Genomic DNA, 17253 nt, shown 5'->3' on the forward strand with positions numbered 1-17253 from the left:
ATTTTCGTTTTTCTCGTCTATAGCTGAAAACGAAAGCCATGAACAGGTATGGGCCGGCTAATGAAAATCGGGCGACTGCAGCGAGAAAAGCTCCGGCGCAATCTCGACGAGGCTATCAACTCAGCCCCCGCGCGATCTCAGTGATGACCGAGAAAGCAGTATCGACGTCCGCCGCAGTCGTTTCGAACTGCCCGACCTGAAAGCGGATCGCCACCTGCCCGTCCACCCGGGTCTGCGTCAGGTAAATGCGGCCGTCATCGTTGATCGCGCTGACCAACCGCAAATTGTGCTCGTCAGAGTCGATGGCCGCAGCCGCGAGATGGCGGAATGAGAATAGCGACAGCATGGGTTCCGTGACGATCTCGAAATCCGGTTCCCGAGCCAGCCGCGCGGCGAGGCTCTCGCTCCAGGCAACATGGTTGCGGATCATGTTCCGCAGATTTTCCAAGCCATACGCACGCAGCAGGAACCAAAGTTTCAGAGCGCGGAACCTCCGTCCGAGCGGCACCGACCATTCGGAGTAGTTGATGACCCCGTCGCGGCCATGCGTTTTCAGGAATTCGGGCTTGATCGCCAGCGTGCGGACCAGCTCTTCCGGCTGGCGGATGAACTGCATCGAGCAATCGAACTGTGCCCCCAACCATTTATGCGGGTTGAAGACGATGGAATCGGCATTTTCGGCGCCGGTCCAGAAATGCCGGAACTCGTGGCAGATCATGGCGGAGCCGGCCCATGCGGCATCGACATGCAGGTAGAGCCCGTGCCGCTTCGCCACCTCGGCAACAGCCGCCACATTGTCGGTGCCGCCGGTACTTGTGCCGCCGACGCTGGCGATGATGCCCGCCGGCAGCATGCCGTTTTCGCGGTCGGTAACGATCGCGGCTTCCAGAGCCGCCGTCTGCATGGCGCGGAAGCGTCCGGCGACCGGAATGCGCACGAGGTTCGCCTCGCCGATGCCCGACACCCAGATCGCCCGGTCGATAGAAGTATGGACCTGGTCGGAAGAATAGATCCGCACGACCGGCTGCCCTTGCAAGCCGTTCTTGTTGCCTTGCCAGTCGAGCGCGCGCTCGCGCATTGTCAGCACGGCGGCAAGCGTCGCCGATGAAGCCGAATCCTGCATGACGCCGGAAAATCCCTCCGGCAAACCAAGCGCCTGCCGCATCCAGTCGACGACACGCGTCTCGAGCTCGGTTGCCGCCGGCGAGGTCTGCCAGAGCATGCATTGCGCGGCCATCGCGGAAACCAGATACTCGGCCACGACGGAGACCGGTGCCGCGTTAGCCGGGAAATAGGCGAAGAAACGCGGATGCTGCCAGTGCGTCATGCCCGGCAAGATCTTTTGTTCGAAATCGGCGAAGATTGCCTGCATCGTTTCGCCGTCTTCCGGCGGCGCGGCATCGATGCTTTTGAAGATTTCGCCCGGCTCGACAAGCGGCCGCACCGGTTTTTCGCGAAGGCTGTTTCTGTAGTCGGCGCCCCATTCAGCCGCTCGCAGCGACCATTCGCGGAATTCGTTGCTATTCATCTTCGCCTCCGTAGCGCCTCATCGAGCCGCGATCAAAGAGCACGAAAAACGAAGGTTTTCATTCGGGAAAATCAGGCAGACTGGCAAAGGCGGTCTTCAGCGCGTTCGACCAGCTATCCGAGATCGTACGATAATATTGATCGTCCTGGGTTATTCGCTTTTTGAGGCCGACCTTGAAAGTGTCCTTTTCATAGAACAGCAGGTCGAGCGGCAGGCCGACCGACAGGTTCGACTTCAGCGTCGAGTCGAACGACACCAGCAGCAACTTCACCGTCTCGGCGAAACTCATGGTCTTTTCATACGCACGGATAATGATCGGCTTGCCGTATTTGGTCTCACCGATCTGGAAGAACGGCGTGTCGTCGGTGGATTCGATGAAATTGCCTTCCGGATAGATCATGAACAGGCGCGGCGCGCTGCCCTTGATCTGACCGCCGAGGATGAAGGAGGCGTTGAAGTAGGAATCCGCCTTTTCGCCCGCCGGCGACGAACTGGCGATGACCTCCTTGACGGTGTCTCCGACCAACCGGACTGTCTGGTACATGGAGGGCGTTTCGAGCAGTGTGGCACGGCGCTCCGCCACTGCCTTGGTGCGTTCGTCGAGCAGGCTGACCACGGCCTGCGTCGTCGCCAGATTGCCGGCCGACATCAAAACGATGACGCGCTCGCCCGGCTCTTCCCAGACATGCATCTTCCTGAAGGTCGAGATCGAATCCATGCCGGCGTTGGTGCGCGTGTCCGACATGAACACGAGCCCGCGATCGATCTTCAGGCCGACGCAATAGGTCATCGAATCTCTTTGGCAACAATCTTGCCGGGGATTACTGCTCCACGGTGACGGTGACCGCAAGCTGTTCTTCCGCCTGTCCCAGCCGAATTCCAGATACCGGCGTGGCGTCGCGATAATCGCGGCCGGTCGCCACCTTCACATAACGCTCGTCCGGAGAAATGCCGTTGGCGACATCGAAGGCGACCCAGCCGAGGCCCGAGACATGCGCCTCGGCCCAGGCGTGGCTTGCCGCCTGCTCGATGGCCGCATCCATCATCAGGTAGCCGCTGATATAGCGGGCCGGAAAATCCATGGCACGCGCCGCGGCAACGAAGATGTGGCTGTGGTCCTGGCAAACGCCGGTCTTGAGCGCCAGGGCCTCTTCGGCCGGCGTCGTCACGTTGGTGGTGTCCGGCGTATAAGCGACGCGCTCGCCGATCACCGCCATCAACCGGTGCAGCCTTTCGATGTCGGTACCCTTGCCCACCGAGGCAGCAAGCTCGCGAATGCCGCTGCCGATCGTCGTCAGCGGCGTTTCCTGGCCGAACAGCCAGAGCGGCGCGAAACCCTGGTGCGGTCCGCAGACGCCAGCGGTGTCGCGCGTCACCACTTCGCCGGCTGCTTCGACGGTGATGAAGTCGCGCTCGCCCTCGACGCTCAACAGCCGGGTATCATTGCCGAAATGGTCGGTGAAGCGCACTTCCTCGCGTGCGCCTTCGATCTTCAGCGCCCAGGACAGTACCGTCTGGGTGCGCCCGTTCACCGGGAGCAGCCGCAAACGCTGCAACAGATAGTGCACCGGCGCATCGTAGCGGTATTCGGTCCGGTGGGTGATCTTCAGCCGCATCGCACTCGTCCCTGGAGCATGAGCTTTTCCGAAAACCGGTCTCCGCTTTTTGGGATCATGCTCAATAGAACCTGTAATCCTGCGCGATCTCGTCGCCGAGCCTGGTGTTGTCGCGGATGAAATTGGCCAGGAATTCGTGCAGGCCGGCGTCGAAAATATCCTTGATCGACCCGGCCGTCAGCATGGCCTGGGTCTTGGCAGCCGTCGCATGACAGGCGTGGCGCTCCCCATAGTCGTCACCCAGGAATTTGAGATGCTCCGTCAGGAAGCGGTAGCAAAAGGTCAGCGAGCGCGGCATGCGGACGTTGAGGATCAGATAATCGGCGATGTTGCTCGGCTTGTAGTCGGCATCATAGACCCAGCGATAGGAACGGTGCGCCGACACCGAGCGCAGGATCGATTCCCACTGGTAGTTGTCGAGCGTCGAGCCGACCCAGGAGATCGACGGCAACAGCACGTAGTATTTCACATCCAGGATGCGCGCGGTGTTGTCGGCGCGTTCGACATACGTGCCGAGCTGCGAAAAATCGAAAATTTCGTTGCGCAGCATCGTGCCGTAGAACGAGCCGCGGATCAGCGCCGTCTCGCGCTTGATTGCGTCGAGCGCGTTGGGCAGGTCGCGCTCGTCGATCGGCTTGGCCAGTATCCGCTTCAGCGACATCCAGGCTTCGTTGATGCTTTCCCAGGTCTCACGCGTCAGTGCGGTACGCACCATGCGGGCATTGTTACGGGCCGTTTCGATAGACGACATCGTGCTCGACGGGTTCGATGTGTCGCGCAGCAGATAGTCGGCGACATTGGCGGCGGTGTAGTCGGAATATTTCTGCGTGAAGCTGGCGTCCGAACCGGCGCTGAGCAGCACCGAATTCCACTCCTCCGAAGCGTTCTGAGTACGAGTCAGCGCCATGCGCAAGCCGGCATCCACCAGCCGCGCCATGTTTTCCGCCCGCTCGATGTAGCGGTTCATCCAGTAGAGCCCGTTGGCGGTGCGGCCGAGAAGCATGTCAGGCGGTCCTGTGGTGAATAGTGAAAGGTGAATGGTGAATGGTGACTATCCGGATTCCAGGGCACGATTCCGCGCGCTTCACTTCAGGGCATTTCACCAACATCAACGACCCACATCCTTACCTATTCACTATTCACTATTCACTATTCACTATTCACTATTCACTATTCACTACTTTCACTCTAATCATCCAACACCCACGTATCCTTCGTGCCCCCGCCTTGCGAGGAATTGACGACCAGCGAGCCTTCCTTGAGCGCTACTCGGGTCAGCCCGCCGGGCACGATCTGGATACGGTCGGAAACCAGCACATAGGGGCGCAGATCGACATGGCGCGGCGCCAGCCCCTTGTCCGTCAGGATCGGACAGGTCGACAGCGCCAGCGTCGGCTGGGCGATGTAGTTCGACGGTTTTGCCGCGAGCTTTTTGGAAAACTCTTCGCATTCCTTCTTGGTCGCCGCCGGACCGACCAGCATGCCGTAACCGCCGGAGCCGTGGACCTCCTTGATCACCAATTCGTCGATGTGTTCGAGCACGTATTTCAGGCTGTCCGGCTCCGAGCAGCGCCAGGTCGGGATGTTGCCGAGGATCGCCTTGCGGCCGGTGTAGAATTCGACGATCTCGGGCATGTAGGAATAGATCGCCTTGTCGTCGGCGATGCCGGTTCCCGGCGCATTGGCGATCGTGATGTTGCCGGCGCGGTAGACGTCCATAATGCCCGGCACGCCAAGTGCCGAGTCGGGGCGGAAGGTCAGCGGATCGAGGAACGAGTCGTCGACACGACGGTAAAGCACGTCGATCTGCTTGTAGCCCTCGGTGGTGCGCATCGCGACATGGCCATCGACGACGCGCAGATCCTGCCCCTCGACAAGCTGCACGCCCATCTGGTCGGCAAGGAAAGCATGTTCGAAATACGCCGAGTTGAAGCTGCCCGGCGTCAGCACGGCAATGGTCGGCGCGCCCTTGGTGCTTTGCGGCCGCACTGCCGCCAGCGACTGGCGCAAGAGCTGCGGGTAATTCTCAACCGGCCGCACCTTGATCTGCTGGAACAGCTCGGGAAAGAGCTGCATCATCGTCTCGCGGTTCTCCAGCATGTAGGAGACGCCGGACGGCGTGCGCGCGTTGTCCTCCAGCACGTAGAACTCGTTCTCGCTGATGCGTACGATGTCGACGCCGATGATGTGCGTATAGACGCCGGCCGGCGGCCGCACCCCGATCATCTCGGGCAGGAACGCCTCGTTCTTGGCGATCAACTCCTTCGGCACCCGGCCGGCGCGTAAGATCTCCTGGCGATGGTAGATGTCGTCGAGAAAGGCGTTCAGCGCCTGGACGCGCTGCTCGATGCCTTGCGTCAGCCGTCGCCATTCGTTGCCCGAAATGATGCGCGGAACGATATCGAAGGGTATCAGCCGCTCCGATGCTTCCTGCTCGCCGTAGACGGCGAAAGTGATGCCTGTCTTGCGAAAGACGCGTTCGGCGTCCTGCATCTTCTCGGTAAGTCTGGCCGGGTCCTGTTCCTTCAGCCAGCGATCGTAAGCCGAATACGGTTTTCTCAGCCCGGAAACTTCCGGAAGCATTTCATCGAACGCTGCCAATCGCATACTCCCCTGTGGCGCCATTTCACTGGCCTGGCTGGAGAAAATCAAGCGCAATCGGTGATTTGTTGGGCGCCGGCGATCAGTATATCGCACTTGCCTAAAATTAAGGCAGCACCAATAGGGCCTTGATCAGGCTTTGCCTGGTGTCCGGGCAGATGCCGGATGCGGATCAAAACGCGCGAAAGGTGACGACCGTGAACGTGTCCTTGATGCCGGGAAGAATCTGCACTTTCTCGTTGACGAAGTGGCCGATGTCTTCCTCGTCGTCGACATAGAATTTGGCGAGCAGGTCGTAGTTTCCGGCTGTCGAGTAGATTTCCGAAGCGATCTCGGCATCGGCCAGGGCGCTGGCAACGTCGTAGGCCTTGCCCAGATCGCATTTTATCTGCACGAAAAATGCCTTCATTGCCTGGTCCTGCTCACATCGCACGCTCTAATCGAGCGGCCCTTGTGGCAGACTGCCGCCCGGCTTTCAAGCATCGGCAATCGCTCAGGCTGTTCTCGCCTCGACAATGCTTTCTCGGCTCGGACACGGACTGCCACGCCGAATGTTTGCGCTCGGCTGAAACCCTGAAGCACTGCAAAGCGTATGGTATCATGTACCTTCAGGCAGCGATTTCTCAGGGACAACGGAGACAGGCCATGCGCCGCGCGTTTTTCGCATTCGCAGTCATTCCATTCATTTTCGCATCCCAGGCCTTTGCTGGCGACGCCGAAGTCAAAGCGGCGCAGACAGTCATCGATGGGCAGTTGAGGGCGTTCATCGCCAATGACGGAATGACGGCCTACAGCTTTGCCGCACCGAATGTGAAACGCATCTTTCCGACCGTCGATACCTTCATGAACATGGTGACAAAAGGCTATCCGCCGGTGCGCCAACCGCAGACCTACTCCTTCGGCAAAGTTCGCGAGACGAGCCCGACCTCGATCATCCAGCAAGTGCTGATCGTCGGCCCGGATGGCAAGGACTACGAGGCGGTCTACACGCTCGAACTACAGCCTGACGGCAGCTTTCGGATCACCGGCTGCAGCCTGCGTGCGTCCACGTCGCTCAGCACCTAAAGGGGTGTTTCAATCCTGTCGCCGGTAGAGCGTCCAGCTCAGGCCTGAAAACCCCCAATGCCTCGACGCATCGGCCCGTTCATACGCCAGAGCGCATGCGGCCGTAGGTTGGACATGTTCGGCTTGTTTGTCCACGTCCCCTTCGAGGACCAGCCAGGCGGGCCGTTCGGTGCACATCCCGTCGTCTGTGACCAGCAATGCCCGACGATCCATTCGCGCCGCAAAATAGTTGACGACAATGGGGGTGCGGAAATTACCGTCGCTGGCATAGGTGGTTGCGCCGTTCCTGGTCATTTCATCAACGATAGCGGCGTAGGAGCCGCGTCCATATTGATAGAACTGAAGCAGCGACGAAATGCTTCCACTCACCACGATCGCCAGCGCTCCCATCGCAAGCAGCCTGGCAGTTCCGCGAGCATCCAGGCCGCGGCCAATCATCTCGCCGGCCCAGAGCAGCAGCAATGTTCCGCTGATGATGAAATAGCGCGGGAACTCAAGGTTGGGCAGATGCGCCGCCGCCATGAGCAAAGGCAGTCCGATAATCCCGATGGCATAAAGGCTGGCTCGACGACCGCGCCAGACACCGGCGGAGAGGCCGACAAGACCGCAGGCGGCAACGATATAGGGCCCGTCGCCAAACCAGGGTGGCAGGCCGAACAGAGAGCGGATCATCCCGCCATAGCCCTGCGCGAAGGCGGCAATCGAGAATGGCGAAACACCACCGACACTGAAGCCGAACAGCCTGCAGCCGACAAACACGCCGACAGCCAGCGGCAGCACGGCAAGCAAGCCCGGCAGGAAGATCGACGCCAGGTCCGCAACGACGCGGCCGACCTTCGCCGTACGCTGCCAGGCGAGCCAGGCGGTCCAGATTGCGAGGACCGCCACCATTCCGATCATTGTGAGATGGCACAGGAAGCCGAAAAGGATCGCCGCTGCCAAGGCCGCGCCAGACCACCGTCTATTGTCGAGCCGGCGCTCCAGAAAAACCACCGAAAGCAGCGTGAACAGCACAAGGCCGGCATAGCCGCGCGCCTCCGAGCCGTAATGGACCATTGGGTAGCTCACGGCAAACAACAGGCTTGTGGCAATCATCGCCTGTCGTCCGCGCGATGCGGCGCTCGCTGCCGCCGCAGCGATCGTGGCAACGCCTAATGCTATCGACAGACCTCGCTGGATCAGCGGCGAAGCATCGGGGCCAATGAGATAGAGATAGACCGAGTTGAGGAAATGATTGTTGTCGTGATTGACGTGCCAGAATATCTGGTCGATCGACGTCAGCGGCTTGATCAGCGCAAAGCTCCAGATCTCGTCCAGCCAAAGGTCGCCGCGCGCGCCAAGCAAGCGCAAGACCAGACCGGTCACGGCGATTATCAGAGCGGCAAGCAACGACCCAGCCGTCCATCGCTGGACAGCCACGGAGGGCGAAGGCGAAGCGATGCCGTTCGTCCGCACCGTCGTGCCAGGAACTGAAACGTGCCGCGAAACGAACAGGTTCTTGATCCTCGCCCGATGTCGTCCGGCAATGCTTATTAGGCAGTCGTTTCAAAACAGTTCATGGCAGGGGCAACTCCTCCCTGGAGCCGGATTCCTGGCGAGCATGCCTACCGGACGGCGAGGTCACCGTTTGCCCATTGCTGCGTGATGATCTCGGCTTGTTCGGCGAACCTGCCAGCCTCGATCGCTTCACGAATATCGCGCATCAGCTGCTGGTAATAGGACAGATTGTTCCAGGTCAGGAGCATCGCCCCAAGCGCCTCTTGCGAGCGCACCAGATGGTGCAAGTAGGCCCGCGAATAGTCGCGTGCGGCCGGGCAGTCGCTTTCCTCATCGAGCGGACGCGGATCGTCGGCATGGCGGGCGTTGCGCAGATTGACCTTGCCGCGCCGTGTGTAGGCAAGGCCGTGGCGCCCTGCCCGCGTCGGCATCACGCAGTCGAACATGTCGATGCCGCGCGCCACCGACTTCAAAATGTCGTCCGGGGTGCCGACGCCCATCAGGTAGCGCGGCCGGTCAGCCGGCAGCTCCGGGCAAGTGATGTCGAGCATCTCCAGCATCACCGCTTGCGGCTCGCCGACAGCCAGCCCGCCGATCGCGTAGCCCTTCAGCTCCATTGCCTTCAGTGCCTGCGCCGAGCGCAGCCGCAGATCCGGCACGTCGCCGCCTTGCACAATGCCGAACATCGCCTTGCCGGGCTGCTCGCCGAATGCCGTCTTGCAACGCTCGGCCCAGCGCAACGACAACTCCATGGCACGCTCGATCTCGTTCTGCTTGGCCGGCAGAGCCGTGCATTCGTCGAGCTGCATCTGGATGTCGGAATCGAGCAGCCCCTGGATCTCTATCGAACGCTCCGGCGACATCTCGTAGGCGCCGCCGTCGATATGCGAACGGAAGGTAACGCCGTTCTCGGTCAGTTTCCGCAGCTTCGACAGCGACATCACCTGGAAGCCGCCGCTGTCGGTCAGGATTGGATGCGGCCAGCGGGCGAATTCATGCAGGCCGCCGAGCCGCGCCACGCGCTCGGCGCCGGGTCTTAGCATCAGGTGGTAGGTGTTGCCGAGGATAATGTCCGAGCCGACGCCGCGCACCTGATCCATATACATGGCCTTCACCGTGCCGCCGGTACCGACCGGCATGAAGGCAGGCGTGCGGATTTCCCCGCGCGGCATGGTGATTGCACCACGCCGCGCCCTGCCGTCGGTCGCCAGCACCTTGAAGGTGAATGCGTCAGTCATTGAATTCCCTAGCCATCGAACTCCTTGTCGAATACCGGCGCGTCCGGGGCCTGCTTGTCGAGTGATTGCCGGTAGCGGATGCAGCCGCGCATGAATTTCGGCCACGGCGGCACGGCAATCGCCGGGTCGGTCTTTTTCGGGCAAAAGTGACCAGAGGTCGGGATGGTGCCAGCACAGATCATGGCCGGTGGCGTCGCGGTGTTGGCGGATGCCGGCGCGCAGTTTCCTGACCTCGGCGATCAAGGCTTCCCGGTCGAAGGTTTCCAGGTCATCGTCCATCGGTATCCTCCCTGAACAGAAGACTTGCGTCTCCATAGGAATAAAACCTGTAGCGATTCTCGATGGCATGCGCATAGGCCGCCCGCATCGTCTGCAAACCGCAGAAGGCCGAAACCAGCATGAACAGCGTCGAACGCGGCAGATGGAAATTGGTCATCAGCAAGTCAGCGGTCTTGAAACGATAGCCGGGCGTGATGAAGATGTCTGTCGGGCCTGACCATGCGGCCAGCCTGCCGTCCTCGCCAGCCGCGCTCTCCAATAAGCGCAGCGATGTCGTGCCGACGGCGATAATGCGCCCTCCTTTTGCTTTCGCCGCATTCAGCGCCTCGGCGGTTTCCGGGCTGACCGAACCGGTTTCGGCGTGCATCTTGTGGTCGGCGGTGTCGTCCGCCTTCACCGGCAGGAACGTGCCGGCGCCGACATGCAGCGTGACGAAACGGCGCTCTATGCCCTTGGCGTCGAGCGTCGCAAACAGCTCCGGCGTGAAATGCAGCCCTGCCGTCGGCGCGGCGACCGCGCCCTCCTCCCTCGCATAAATGGTCTGATAGTCGCTGCGGTCGCGTTCGTCGTCGTCACGCTTGGAGGCGATGTAGGGCGGCAGCGGGATGTGGCCGACTGCATGCAGCGCCTCGTCGAGGAACGGACCTGACAGGTCGAAGCCGAGCAGCACCTCGCCGCCTTCTCCCTTCTCGATCACGGTCGCGTCGAGCTGGCCGAGAAGGCAGGAATTGGCGTCATGACCGAAATGGATACGATCGCCGGCGGCGATGCGCTTGCCCGGACGCATGAAGGCCAGCCAGCGGTCGGGCGCCATCCGCATATGCAGCGTGGCTTCGACCTGCGCCGCCGCCTCGCCGCGCCGCCTGATGCCTTTCAGCTGTGCCGGAATGACCTTGGTGTCGTTGAAGACCAGCACATCACCGGCCTTGAGCAGGGCCGGCAGGTCGCGCACCGTCCGGTCTTCGAGCCCCTCACCCGGCCTGACCACCAGCATCCTGGCACTGTCGCGCGGCTCGGCTGGGCGAAGCGCGATGCGCTCCTCCGGCAGATCGAAGTCGAAAAGGTCGACGCGCAAGAGATCCCCGCCTCAAGGTTCCGGGCAGGTCACCGCCCAGGCGCCGACACCGTCTATGCTCAATGTGCCGCCCATCGCGAAGCTGGACTGCTCGCTGGCCTTGACCAGCCGCAATTTGGCGACGATCGAGCTGATGCCTTCGTCGGTGAGGTCGATCAGCATGCGCTCGTCGTCTTCGAATGCCTGTCCAACGATGACTTTCGTTGAGCCTGGCTGTCCATCCGTGGTCCATGTCTTGCCGCCGGCATCCAGCCACACACGCGCGACCGCAATGACGGCCGTGTGTCCCATCAAAACGTCGATCGATGCCGCGCCGCCGTCGGCGCTGCAGACGATCGATTCCGTTGCCAGCGCCGGAGTGGCCGCCGCGACGAGCACAAATGCGATTGCCGCGACAGCCCGGCCGGTCATTTCACGTCGGCCGCGACCTTGAGCGACACGATCTTGTCAGGATCCTGCACCGGTTCGCCGCGCTTGATCTTGTCGACGTTGTCCATGCCTTCGATGACCTGGCCCCATACCGTGTACTGGCGGTTGAGGAAGGCGGCATCGTCAAAGCAGATGAAGAACTGCGAATTGGCCGAGTTCGGGTTCTGCGAGCGCGCCATCGAGCAGGTGCCGCGGCCGTGGTTGGCGTTGGAGAACTCGGCCTTCAGATCGGGTTTGTCGGAACCGCCAGTGCCGGCGCGCGATGGCGCGAAAGACGGCTTGTTGGAATTGCCGAACTTCACGTCGCCGGTCTGCGCCATGAAGCCGTCGATGACGCGGTGGAAGACCACGCCGTCATAGGCGCCTTCGCGCGCCAGCTCCTTGATACGGTCGACATGGCCGGGCGCCAGATCTGGAAACAATTCGATGACGACCTTGCCCTTGGTCGTGTCCATGATAAGCGCGTTCTCGCGGTCCTTGATTTCGGCCATGTCAGAAATATCCTTTTGAACAATTGAGGTTACTTGCCGTCCGCGGCGATGCGCACCTTGATCATGCGATCGGGGTCGGTCACCGTGCCGTTCTGCGCCTCGTCGCCTTTCTTGATGTGGTCCACCAACTCCATGCCGCTGACGACATTGCCAACGATGGTGTACTGGCCATCGAGCGGCGGTGCCGGCGCGAACATGATGAAGAATTGCGAATTGGCGGAATTCGGATCGTCGGAGCGGGCCATGCCGACCACGCCGCGCTGGTAGTGCTCGGTGCTGGAGAATTCGGCCGGCAGGTCAGGAAGATCGGAGCCGCCGGTGCCGACAGCGTCGGCATTGAAGCCGCTCTTCATGTTGCCGAACTTGACGTCGCCGGTCTGCGCCATGAACCCGTCAATGACGCGGTGAAAGGCGACGTTGTCGTAGGCGCCCTGGCGCACCAGCTTTTTGATCTGCGCGACGTGCTTCGGCGCAAGGTCGGGCCTCAGCGCGATGGTCACGTCGCCGTCCTTCAGCGTTACGATCATGGTGTTTTCCGGATCGGCGGCAAAGGCCGACACGGATGCGGTCACAAGACCGGCAAGCACGGCAAGCAAGAAGGCAAGCTTTTTCAGCTGCATGGGATCTTTCTCCGAATATCTTCGTTCATGCATGTCGTTACCCAAAGCCGGGTTCCACTTTTGGGTGACATGCATTTATTTCGCGAATTTGGCGGTGAGCGCGCCGGCCACGGCCGCCGGCACGAAGGGACGGATGTCGCCTCCCATCGAAGCTATCTGGCGCACAAGTGTGGCGGTAATGGTGCGCACCGAAGGGCTGGCGGGCAGGAACACCGTCTGCAGCTCCGGCGCCATGGTCTCGTTCATGCCGGCCATCTGCATCTCATAGTCAAGGTCGGTGCCGTCGCGCAGGCCGCGGATCATGATCGAGGCGCCATGCTTCCTGGCCGCGTCGATTACCAACCCGTCGAAGGCGACTACTTTGATACGCGCACCGTCGCTGCCGAATTCTGCCTTCGCGGCCGTTTCGATCAGGCCAACCCGTTCCTCGAAGGAAAACAACGGCTTCTTGCCGGGATGGATGCCGATCGCCGCATAGATTGTATCCGCCACGGCCAGCGACGCCTTCAGCACGTCGAGATGGCCGTTGGTCAGCGGGTCGAAAGAGCCGGCATAAAGGGCGATGCGTTCGGTCATGGCAGGTGCTTCTAGCGAGCCTCTCTCCTAAAGGCAAATCCGATCGCCAGCCCGCGCCGTGAACCTTTTGGCCGACGTGAACGACAGATGAATGTGCCGCTCACAACAGCTTCACGCAGTGTTCACTAAGTTGCAGCTGCAGGAGATGAAACCAAACACCCATCTAATCGTTGTTAGGCGCAGGAGAACACGCACATGCTGATCTACATGCTCGCCACCGCAATGACCGTCGCCATGCTGATCGCCACCGTATTCGGGTTGCATCAGGAAGCACAGCGCGTCCGCGCCAAGGCCAACACCAAGCGGTTCGAAGGCTTCGGCAACCGCAGGCCTTATCGCCGCTTCTAGATTGCGGGTGTCTTCACACGCCGGCCCACAGGGCTGGCGTCGCCGTGCCAAACTCACTCGACGGAAGTATCGGGCTCCCTACCATCGGCATCGGCAACAGCGCCGCTTTCAGCATTCTCTTCGATCTCTTCATCCGCTTGCGGTTCTGAAATTCGCTCCACCGAAACGACCTTCTCGCCCTCTGCGGTATTGAAGATGGTAACGCCCTTGGTGGCGCGGCTGGCGAAACGAATGCCGTTCACTGGAACACGGATAACGGTGCCGCCATCCGAAACCAGCATGATCTGATCGTCATTGCCGACCGGGAAGGTCGCCACCAGGCGGCCGATTTCGGCCGTTTTCGAGACGTCGGTGGCGCGAATACCCTTGCCGCCACGGCCAGTCAGGCGGAAATCGTAGGACGATGAACGCTTGCCGTAGCCATATTCCGTCACCGTCAACACGAACTGCTCGTGCGCCTTGAGGAATTCATAGCGGTCGTCGGAAAGCTCTGCCTCTTCGCCGACCTCTTCATTGGTGAGCTGGATTTCTTCCTCCTCGCCGGCCGCGATGTCAGCAGCGAGCCGGCGTTCGGCCACCACCCGCTTGAGGTAGGCGGCACGCTCCGCCGGCGGCGCATCGACATGCTCGATCACCGCCATCGAGATCACCCGGTCGCCATCGGCCATCGCAATGCCGCGCACGCCGACCGAATTGCGGCTCTGGAAGACGCGTACGTCGCTGACCGGAAAGCGGATGCACTGGCCGGAACTTGCCGTCAAAAGCACGTCGTCATTGTCGGTGCAGGTCTCGACGCCGAGGATCTCGTCGCCTTCCTCGTCCAGCTTCATGGCGATCTTGCCGTTGCGGTTGACCTGGACGAAGTCCGACAGCTTGTTGCGACGCACGGTACCGCGCGTGGTGGCAAACATGACGTCGAGCTCGCCCCAACTCGTCTCATCCTCCGGCAGCGGCATGATCGTGGTGATGCGCTCGCCCTGTTCGAGCGGCAGCATATTGATCAGCGCCTTGCCGCGCGATTGTGGGTTGCCGATCGGCAGGCGCCAGACCTTTTCCTTGTAGACGATACCGCGCGAGGAGAAGAACAGCACCGGCGTGTGCGTGTTGGCGACGAACAGCCGGGTGACGAAATCCTCTTCCTTGGTCGACATGCCGGAGCGGCCCTTGCCGCCGCGGCGCTGCGCCCGGTAGAGCGACAGCGGCACGCGCTTGATGTAGCCGGAATGGCTGACCGTGACGACCATGTCCTCGCGCTGGATCAGGTCCTCGTCTTCCATGTCCGCCCCGCCCTCGGCGAGCTCGGTACGGCGCGGCGTGCCGAACTCGTCGCGAACGGCGATGAGCTCGTCCTTGACGATCTGCTGGACGCGGGCGCGGGACGAGAGGATGTCCAGGTAGTCCTTGATCTCGTCGCCGATCGTGTTCAGCTCGTCGGCGATCTCGTCGCGGCCGAGCGCGGTCAGGCGCTGCAGGCGCAGTTCGAGGATGGCGCGCGCCTGCTCCTCGGAGAGATTGTAGGTGCCATCCTCGTTGATGCGATGGCGCGGATCGTCGATCAGAAGAATCAGCGATTCCACGTCGCCCGAAGGCCAGCGCCGCTCCATCAACTGCTCGCGCGCCGTCTGCGGGTCCGGAGCGCTGCGGATCAGCTTGATGACTTCATCGATGTTGGCAACAGCGATGGCAAGGCCGACCAGCACATGGGCGCGGTCGCGCGCCTTGCGCAGCAGGAATTTCGTGCGCCGGCTGATCACCTCCTCACGGAAGGCGACGAACGCCTTCAGCATGTCGGTCAGAGTCAGCAATTCCGGCTTGCCGCCGTTCAGTGCCACCATGTTGGCGCCGAAGGACGTCTGCAGCGGGGTGAAGCGGTAAAGCTGGTTGAGAATGACATCGGCGACCGCGTCGCGCTTCAGTTCGATGACGACGCGGTAGCCCTGGCGGTCGCTCTCGTCGCGAATGTCGGAAATGCCTTCGATGCGCTTGTCGCGCACCAGCTCGGCCATCTTCTCGATCATCGACGCCTTATTTACCTGATAGGGAACCTCGGTGATGACTATCGATTCCCGATCGTTGCCGCGCGCCTCGACGTTGACGCGGCCGCGCATGACGATGGAGCCGCGGCCGGTCGAATAGGCGCTGTAGATGCCGGAACGGCCAAGCACGATGCCGCCGGTCGGGAAATCCGGTCCCGGAATGATCTCCATCAGCGCCGGAAGGTCGATCGCCGGATTATCGATGAGGGCAATGGCGCCGTTGCAGACCTCGCCCAGATTGTGCGGCGGGATGTTGGTGGCCATGCCGACGGCGATACCGCCGGAGCCGTTGACCAACAGGTTCGGGAAGCGCGCCGGCAGGACTTTCGGTTCGCTGCCCGACGCATCGTAAGTGTCCTGGAAATCGACGGTGTCCTTGTCGATGTCTTCCAGCAACTCATGCGCGACCTTGGTCAGCCGCGATTCCGTGTAGCGCATCGCCGCCGGCGGATCGCCGTCGATCGAGCCGAAATTGCCCTGCCCGTCGATCAGCGGCACGCGCAGCGACCAATCCTGCGCCATGCGCACCAAAGCGTCGTAGATAGAGGCGTCGCCATGCGGATGGTATTTACCCATCACGTCGGCGACCGGGCGTGCCGATTTCACATATTTGCGGTTCCAGTGATAGCCGCTCTCATAGGCGGCGTAGAGGATGCGGCGATGCACCGGCTTGAGGCCATCGCGCACGTCCGGCAATGCGCGGCTGACGATCACGCTCATGGCGTAGTCGAGATAGGAGCGCTGCATCTCCTCGATGATGGATATCGGCTCGATGCCGGTGGGGCCGCCGTCGGCGCCGCGCGGTGTCTTTTGGTCGGTCAAATCGGATCACAATCTAATCAGGAATCACTTGGTGCTTATATAGGAAGCCAGCCTGAAACTCCAACAATCGCGGCAGTTTTCCAGTGTGGTTTTTAGCGGCAAATTCAAAAGGATAAACCAATTGCGACGATATGGCCGTGTACCCTTTCACGGGCGTCGCCGGCGGGCGCGATAAGTACCCGGCGCCTCGCCCATCAGCCGCCGGAAACGGCGATTGAAGGTTGATAGATCGTTGAATCCCGCCGAAAAGGCAATCGCCGAAATCGTCTGATCCGACGTCCGCAGCCGCACGGCTGCCCTGTGCAGCCGCGCTCTCAGCAGGAATTGGTAGGGCGTCATACCGGCAACGTGCCGGAAGGTGCGCAGGAAATGGTAAGGGCTGGTGGCGGTCTCGTCGGCGAGTTCGGCAAGCGAGATCGGCCGGTCGGCATCGACTTCGATGCGCCGCACCGCTTCGGCGACACGCTTCTGGTCACGGCGGCTCGGCGTCCGTCCCCGATCCGTAGCGCTGCAAGCCGCAGTTACCGCGGCACCGGCAATGCGCAGGGCGAGTTCCTCGAACACGCCGGTGTCGGCCATCTCGCGCGCCGCCTCCGCTTCGGCAAGCAGCGGCACCAGCGCCGGCAAGGGCGGCAGGCGCGGCGTTCCGAAATCGAGCGTCTTGGCGCCCGGCACGTCGGCGACGATCCGCTCCATATAGGCCGGTCCGAAATGGAAGGAGAGGCAACGGTCGCCGGCGCCATGCTCGTGCCCGCATTCGTAGCATGTGCCGGGATTGCCGAGCAGGAGCGCGCCCGGCGCCAGCATCGCCGTGCCCTCGCGCGCACGATAGCGGAAGGTGCCGTTGGTTACGGCGGCAACGCAGAAATCCCGATGCTCCTCCTCGAATGGCCTGTCGGCGGCGCTGGCGGTGCAGATGACATCCGACACCTGCCAGCCTCGGCCCGACGCCAGCCTGTGCGCGCTCGTCGTCATCGCCGAAACATAGCAACTTTTCCCAAGCGCAGAACCCCTGTCGGCGTCTATGCTTGC

At 61.7% G+C, this 17253-nt stretch carries 17 protein-coding genes and 1 pseudogene; 2 read left to right on the plus strand and 16 right to left on the minus strand.

Annotated elements, in window-relative coordinates:
• Nucleotides 1–115: 115 nt before the first annotated feature.
• The 6 genes from NKH04_RS12210 to NKH04_RS12235 all read right to left on the minus strand — a co-directional run bounded on the left by NKH04_RS12210 (nt 116) and on the right by NKH04_RS12235 (nt 6154).
• Complete coding sequence (locus NKH04_RS12210; protein WP_352872383.1) at nt 116–1528, minus strand: pyridoxal phosphate-dependent decarboxylase family protein; 1413 nt, start codon at nt 1526–1528, stop codon at nt 116–118.
• A gap of 58 nt (nt 1529–1586) precedes the next feature.
• Complete coding sequence (locus NKH04_RS12215) at nt 1587–2318, minus strand: proteasome-type protease (protein WP_352448780.1); 732 nt, start codon at nt 2316–2318, stop codon at nt 1587–1589.
• Nucleotides 2319–2349: 31 nt separating this feature from the next.
• On the minus strand, nt 2350–3144 hold the full coding sequence (locus NKH04_RS12220) for a transglutaminase family protein (protein WP_352455718.1): 795 nt from the start codon (nt 3142–3144) through the stop codon (nt 2350–2352).
• Nucleotides 3145–3205: 61 nt separating this feature from the next.
• The gene (locus NKH04_RS12225) at nt 3206–4147 is read right to left on the minus strand and encodes an alpha-E domain-containing protein (RefSeq protein WP_352540590.1); all 942 of its coding nucleotides are present in this window, start codon (nt 4145–4147) and stop codon (nt 3206–3208) included.
• Between the two features lie 185 nt (nt 4148–4332).
• On the minus strand, nt 4333–5745 hold the full coding sequence (locus NKH04_RS12230; protein WP_352613762.1) for a circularly permuted type 2 ATP-grasp protein: 1413 nt from the start codon (nt 5743–5745) through the stop codon (nt 4333–4335).
• Nucleotides 5746–5917: 172 nt separating this feature from the next.
• The gene (locus NKH04_RS12235) at nt 5918–6154 is read right to left on the minus strand and encodes an Lrp/AsnC ligand binding domain-containing protein (RefSeq protein ID WP_023674883.1); all 237 of its coding nucleotides are present in this window, start codon (nt 6152–6154) and stop codon (nt 5918–5920) included.
• 236 nt (nt 6155–6390) lie between these two features.
• On the opposite strand from NKH04_RS12235, the gene NKH04_RS12240 reads away from it, so the two are divergent.
• Entirely contained in the window at nt 6391–6810 is a 420-nt protein-coding gene (locus NKH04_RS12240; RefSeq protein ID WP_352471688.1) for a DUF4864 domain-containing protein, read from the plus strand.
• A gap of 9 nt (nt 6811–6819) precedes the next feature.
• Here the strand turns inward: NKH04_RS12240 and NKH04_RS12245 are convergent, their stop codons facing one another.
• From NKH04_RS12245 to coaD, 8 genes and pseudogenes are all read right to left on the minus strand, one after another.
• Nucleotides 6820–8175, minus strand: coding sequence for a glycosyltransferase family protein (locus NKH04_RS12245; protein WP_353044365.1), 1356 nt, complete (start codon nt 8173–8175; stop codon nt 6820–6822).
• Between the two features lie 239 nt (nt 8176–8414).
• On the minus strand, nt 8415–9545 hold the full coding sequence (gene tgt, locus NKH04_RS12250) for a tRNA guanosine(34) transglycosylase Tgt (protein WP_352448774.1): 1131 nt from the start codon (nt 9543–9545) through the stop codon (nt 8415–8417).
• Between the two features lie 8 nt (nt 9546–9553).
• Nucleotides 9554–9824 (minus strand): annotated as a pseudogene (locus tag NKH04_RS12255) (hypothetical protein).
• Nucleotides 9814–10899: a tRNA preQ1(34) S-adenosylmethionine ribosyltransferase-isomerase QueA gene (gene queA / locus NKH04_RS12260; protein ID WP_352540593.1), complete on the minus strand. Its 1086-nt coding sequence runs from the start codon at nt 10897–10899 to the stop codon at nt 9814–9816. The pseudogene NKH04_RS12255 and the gene queA overlap by 11 nt, the downstream one beginning before the upstream one ends.
• 12 nt (nt 10900–10911) lie before the next feature.
• Nucleotides 10912–11310 (minus strand): hypothetical protein, encoded by a 399-nt coding sequence (locus NKH04_RS12265; RefSeq protein ID WP_352682863.1) that lies wholly within the window; start codon nt 11308–11310, stop codon nt 10912–10914.
• Nucleotides 11307–11819: a peptidylprolyl isomerase gene (locus tag NKH04_RS12270; RefSeq protein ID WP_352471694.1), complete on the minus strand. Its 513-nt coding sequence runs from the start codon at nt 11817–11819 to the stop codon at nt 11307–11309. Before NKH04_RS12270 ends, NKH04_RS12265 begins: the two co-directional genes overlap by 4 nt.
• A gap of 29 nt (nt 11820–11848) precedes the next feature.
• Nucleotides 11849–12439, minus strand: coding sequence for a peptidylprolyl isomerase (locus NKH04_RS12275; protein ID WP_352471695.1), 591 nt, complete (start codon nt 12437–12439; stop codon nt 11849–11851).
• A 75-nt stretch (nt 12440–12514) separates the two neighbouring features.
• Nucleotides 12515–13015 carry a pantetheine-phosphate adenylyltransferase gene (gene coaD / locus NKH04_RS12280; RefSeq protein ID WP_352448768.1) on the minus strand — a complete coding sequence of 167 codons (501 nt, stop codon included), beginning with the start codon at nt 13013–13015 and terminating at the stop codon, nt 12515–12517.
• A 195-nt stretch (nt 13016–13210) separates the two neighbouring features.
• Between coaD and NKH04_RS12285 the strand changes: the two genes are divergently transcribed.
• On the plus strand, nt 13211–13363 hold the full coding sequence (locus NKH04_RS12285) for a hypothetical protein (RefSeq protein WP_352540595.1): 153 nt from the start codon (nt 13211–13213) through the stop codon (nt 13361–13363).
• A gap of 53 nt (nt 13364–13416) precedes the next feature.
• Here NKH04_RS12285 and gyrA read toward each other — a convergent pair whose 3' ends face one another.
• Both gyrA and NKH04_RS12295 read right to left on the minus strand, forming a co-directional pair.
• Nucleotides 13417–16221, minus strand: a complete 2805-nt coding sequence (gene gyrA, locus NKH04_RS12290) for a DNA gyrase subunit A (protein WP_352471697.1) — start codon at nt 16219–16221, stop codon at nt 13417–13419.
• A 147-nt stretch (nt 16222–16368) separates the two neighbouring features.
• Nucleotides 16369–17196, minus strand: coding sequence for a helix-turn-helix transcriptional regulator (locus NKH04_RS12295; protein WP_352471698.1), 828 nt, complete (start codon nt 17194–17196; stop codon nt 16369–16371).
• Nucleotides 17197–17253: the final 57 nt, after the last annotated feature.

This window comes from Mesorhizobium sp. M1365 (assembly GCF_040317865.1).
Lineage (GTDB): Bacteria > Pseudomonadota > Alphaproteobacteria > Rhizobiales > Rhizobiaceae > Mesorhizobium.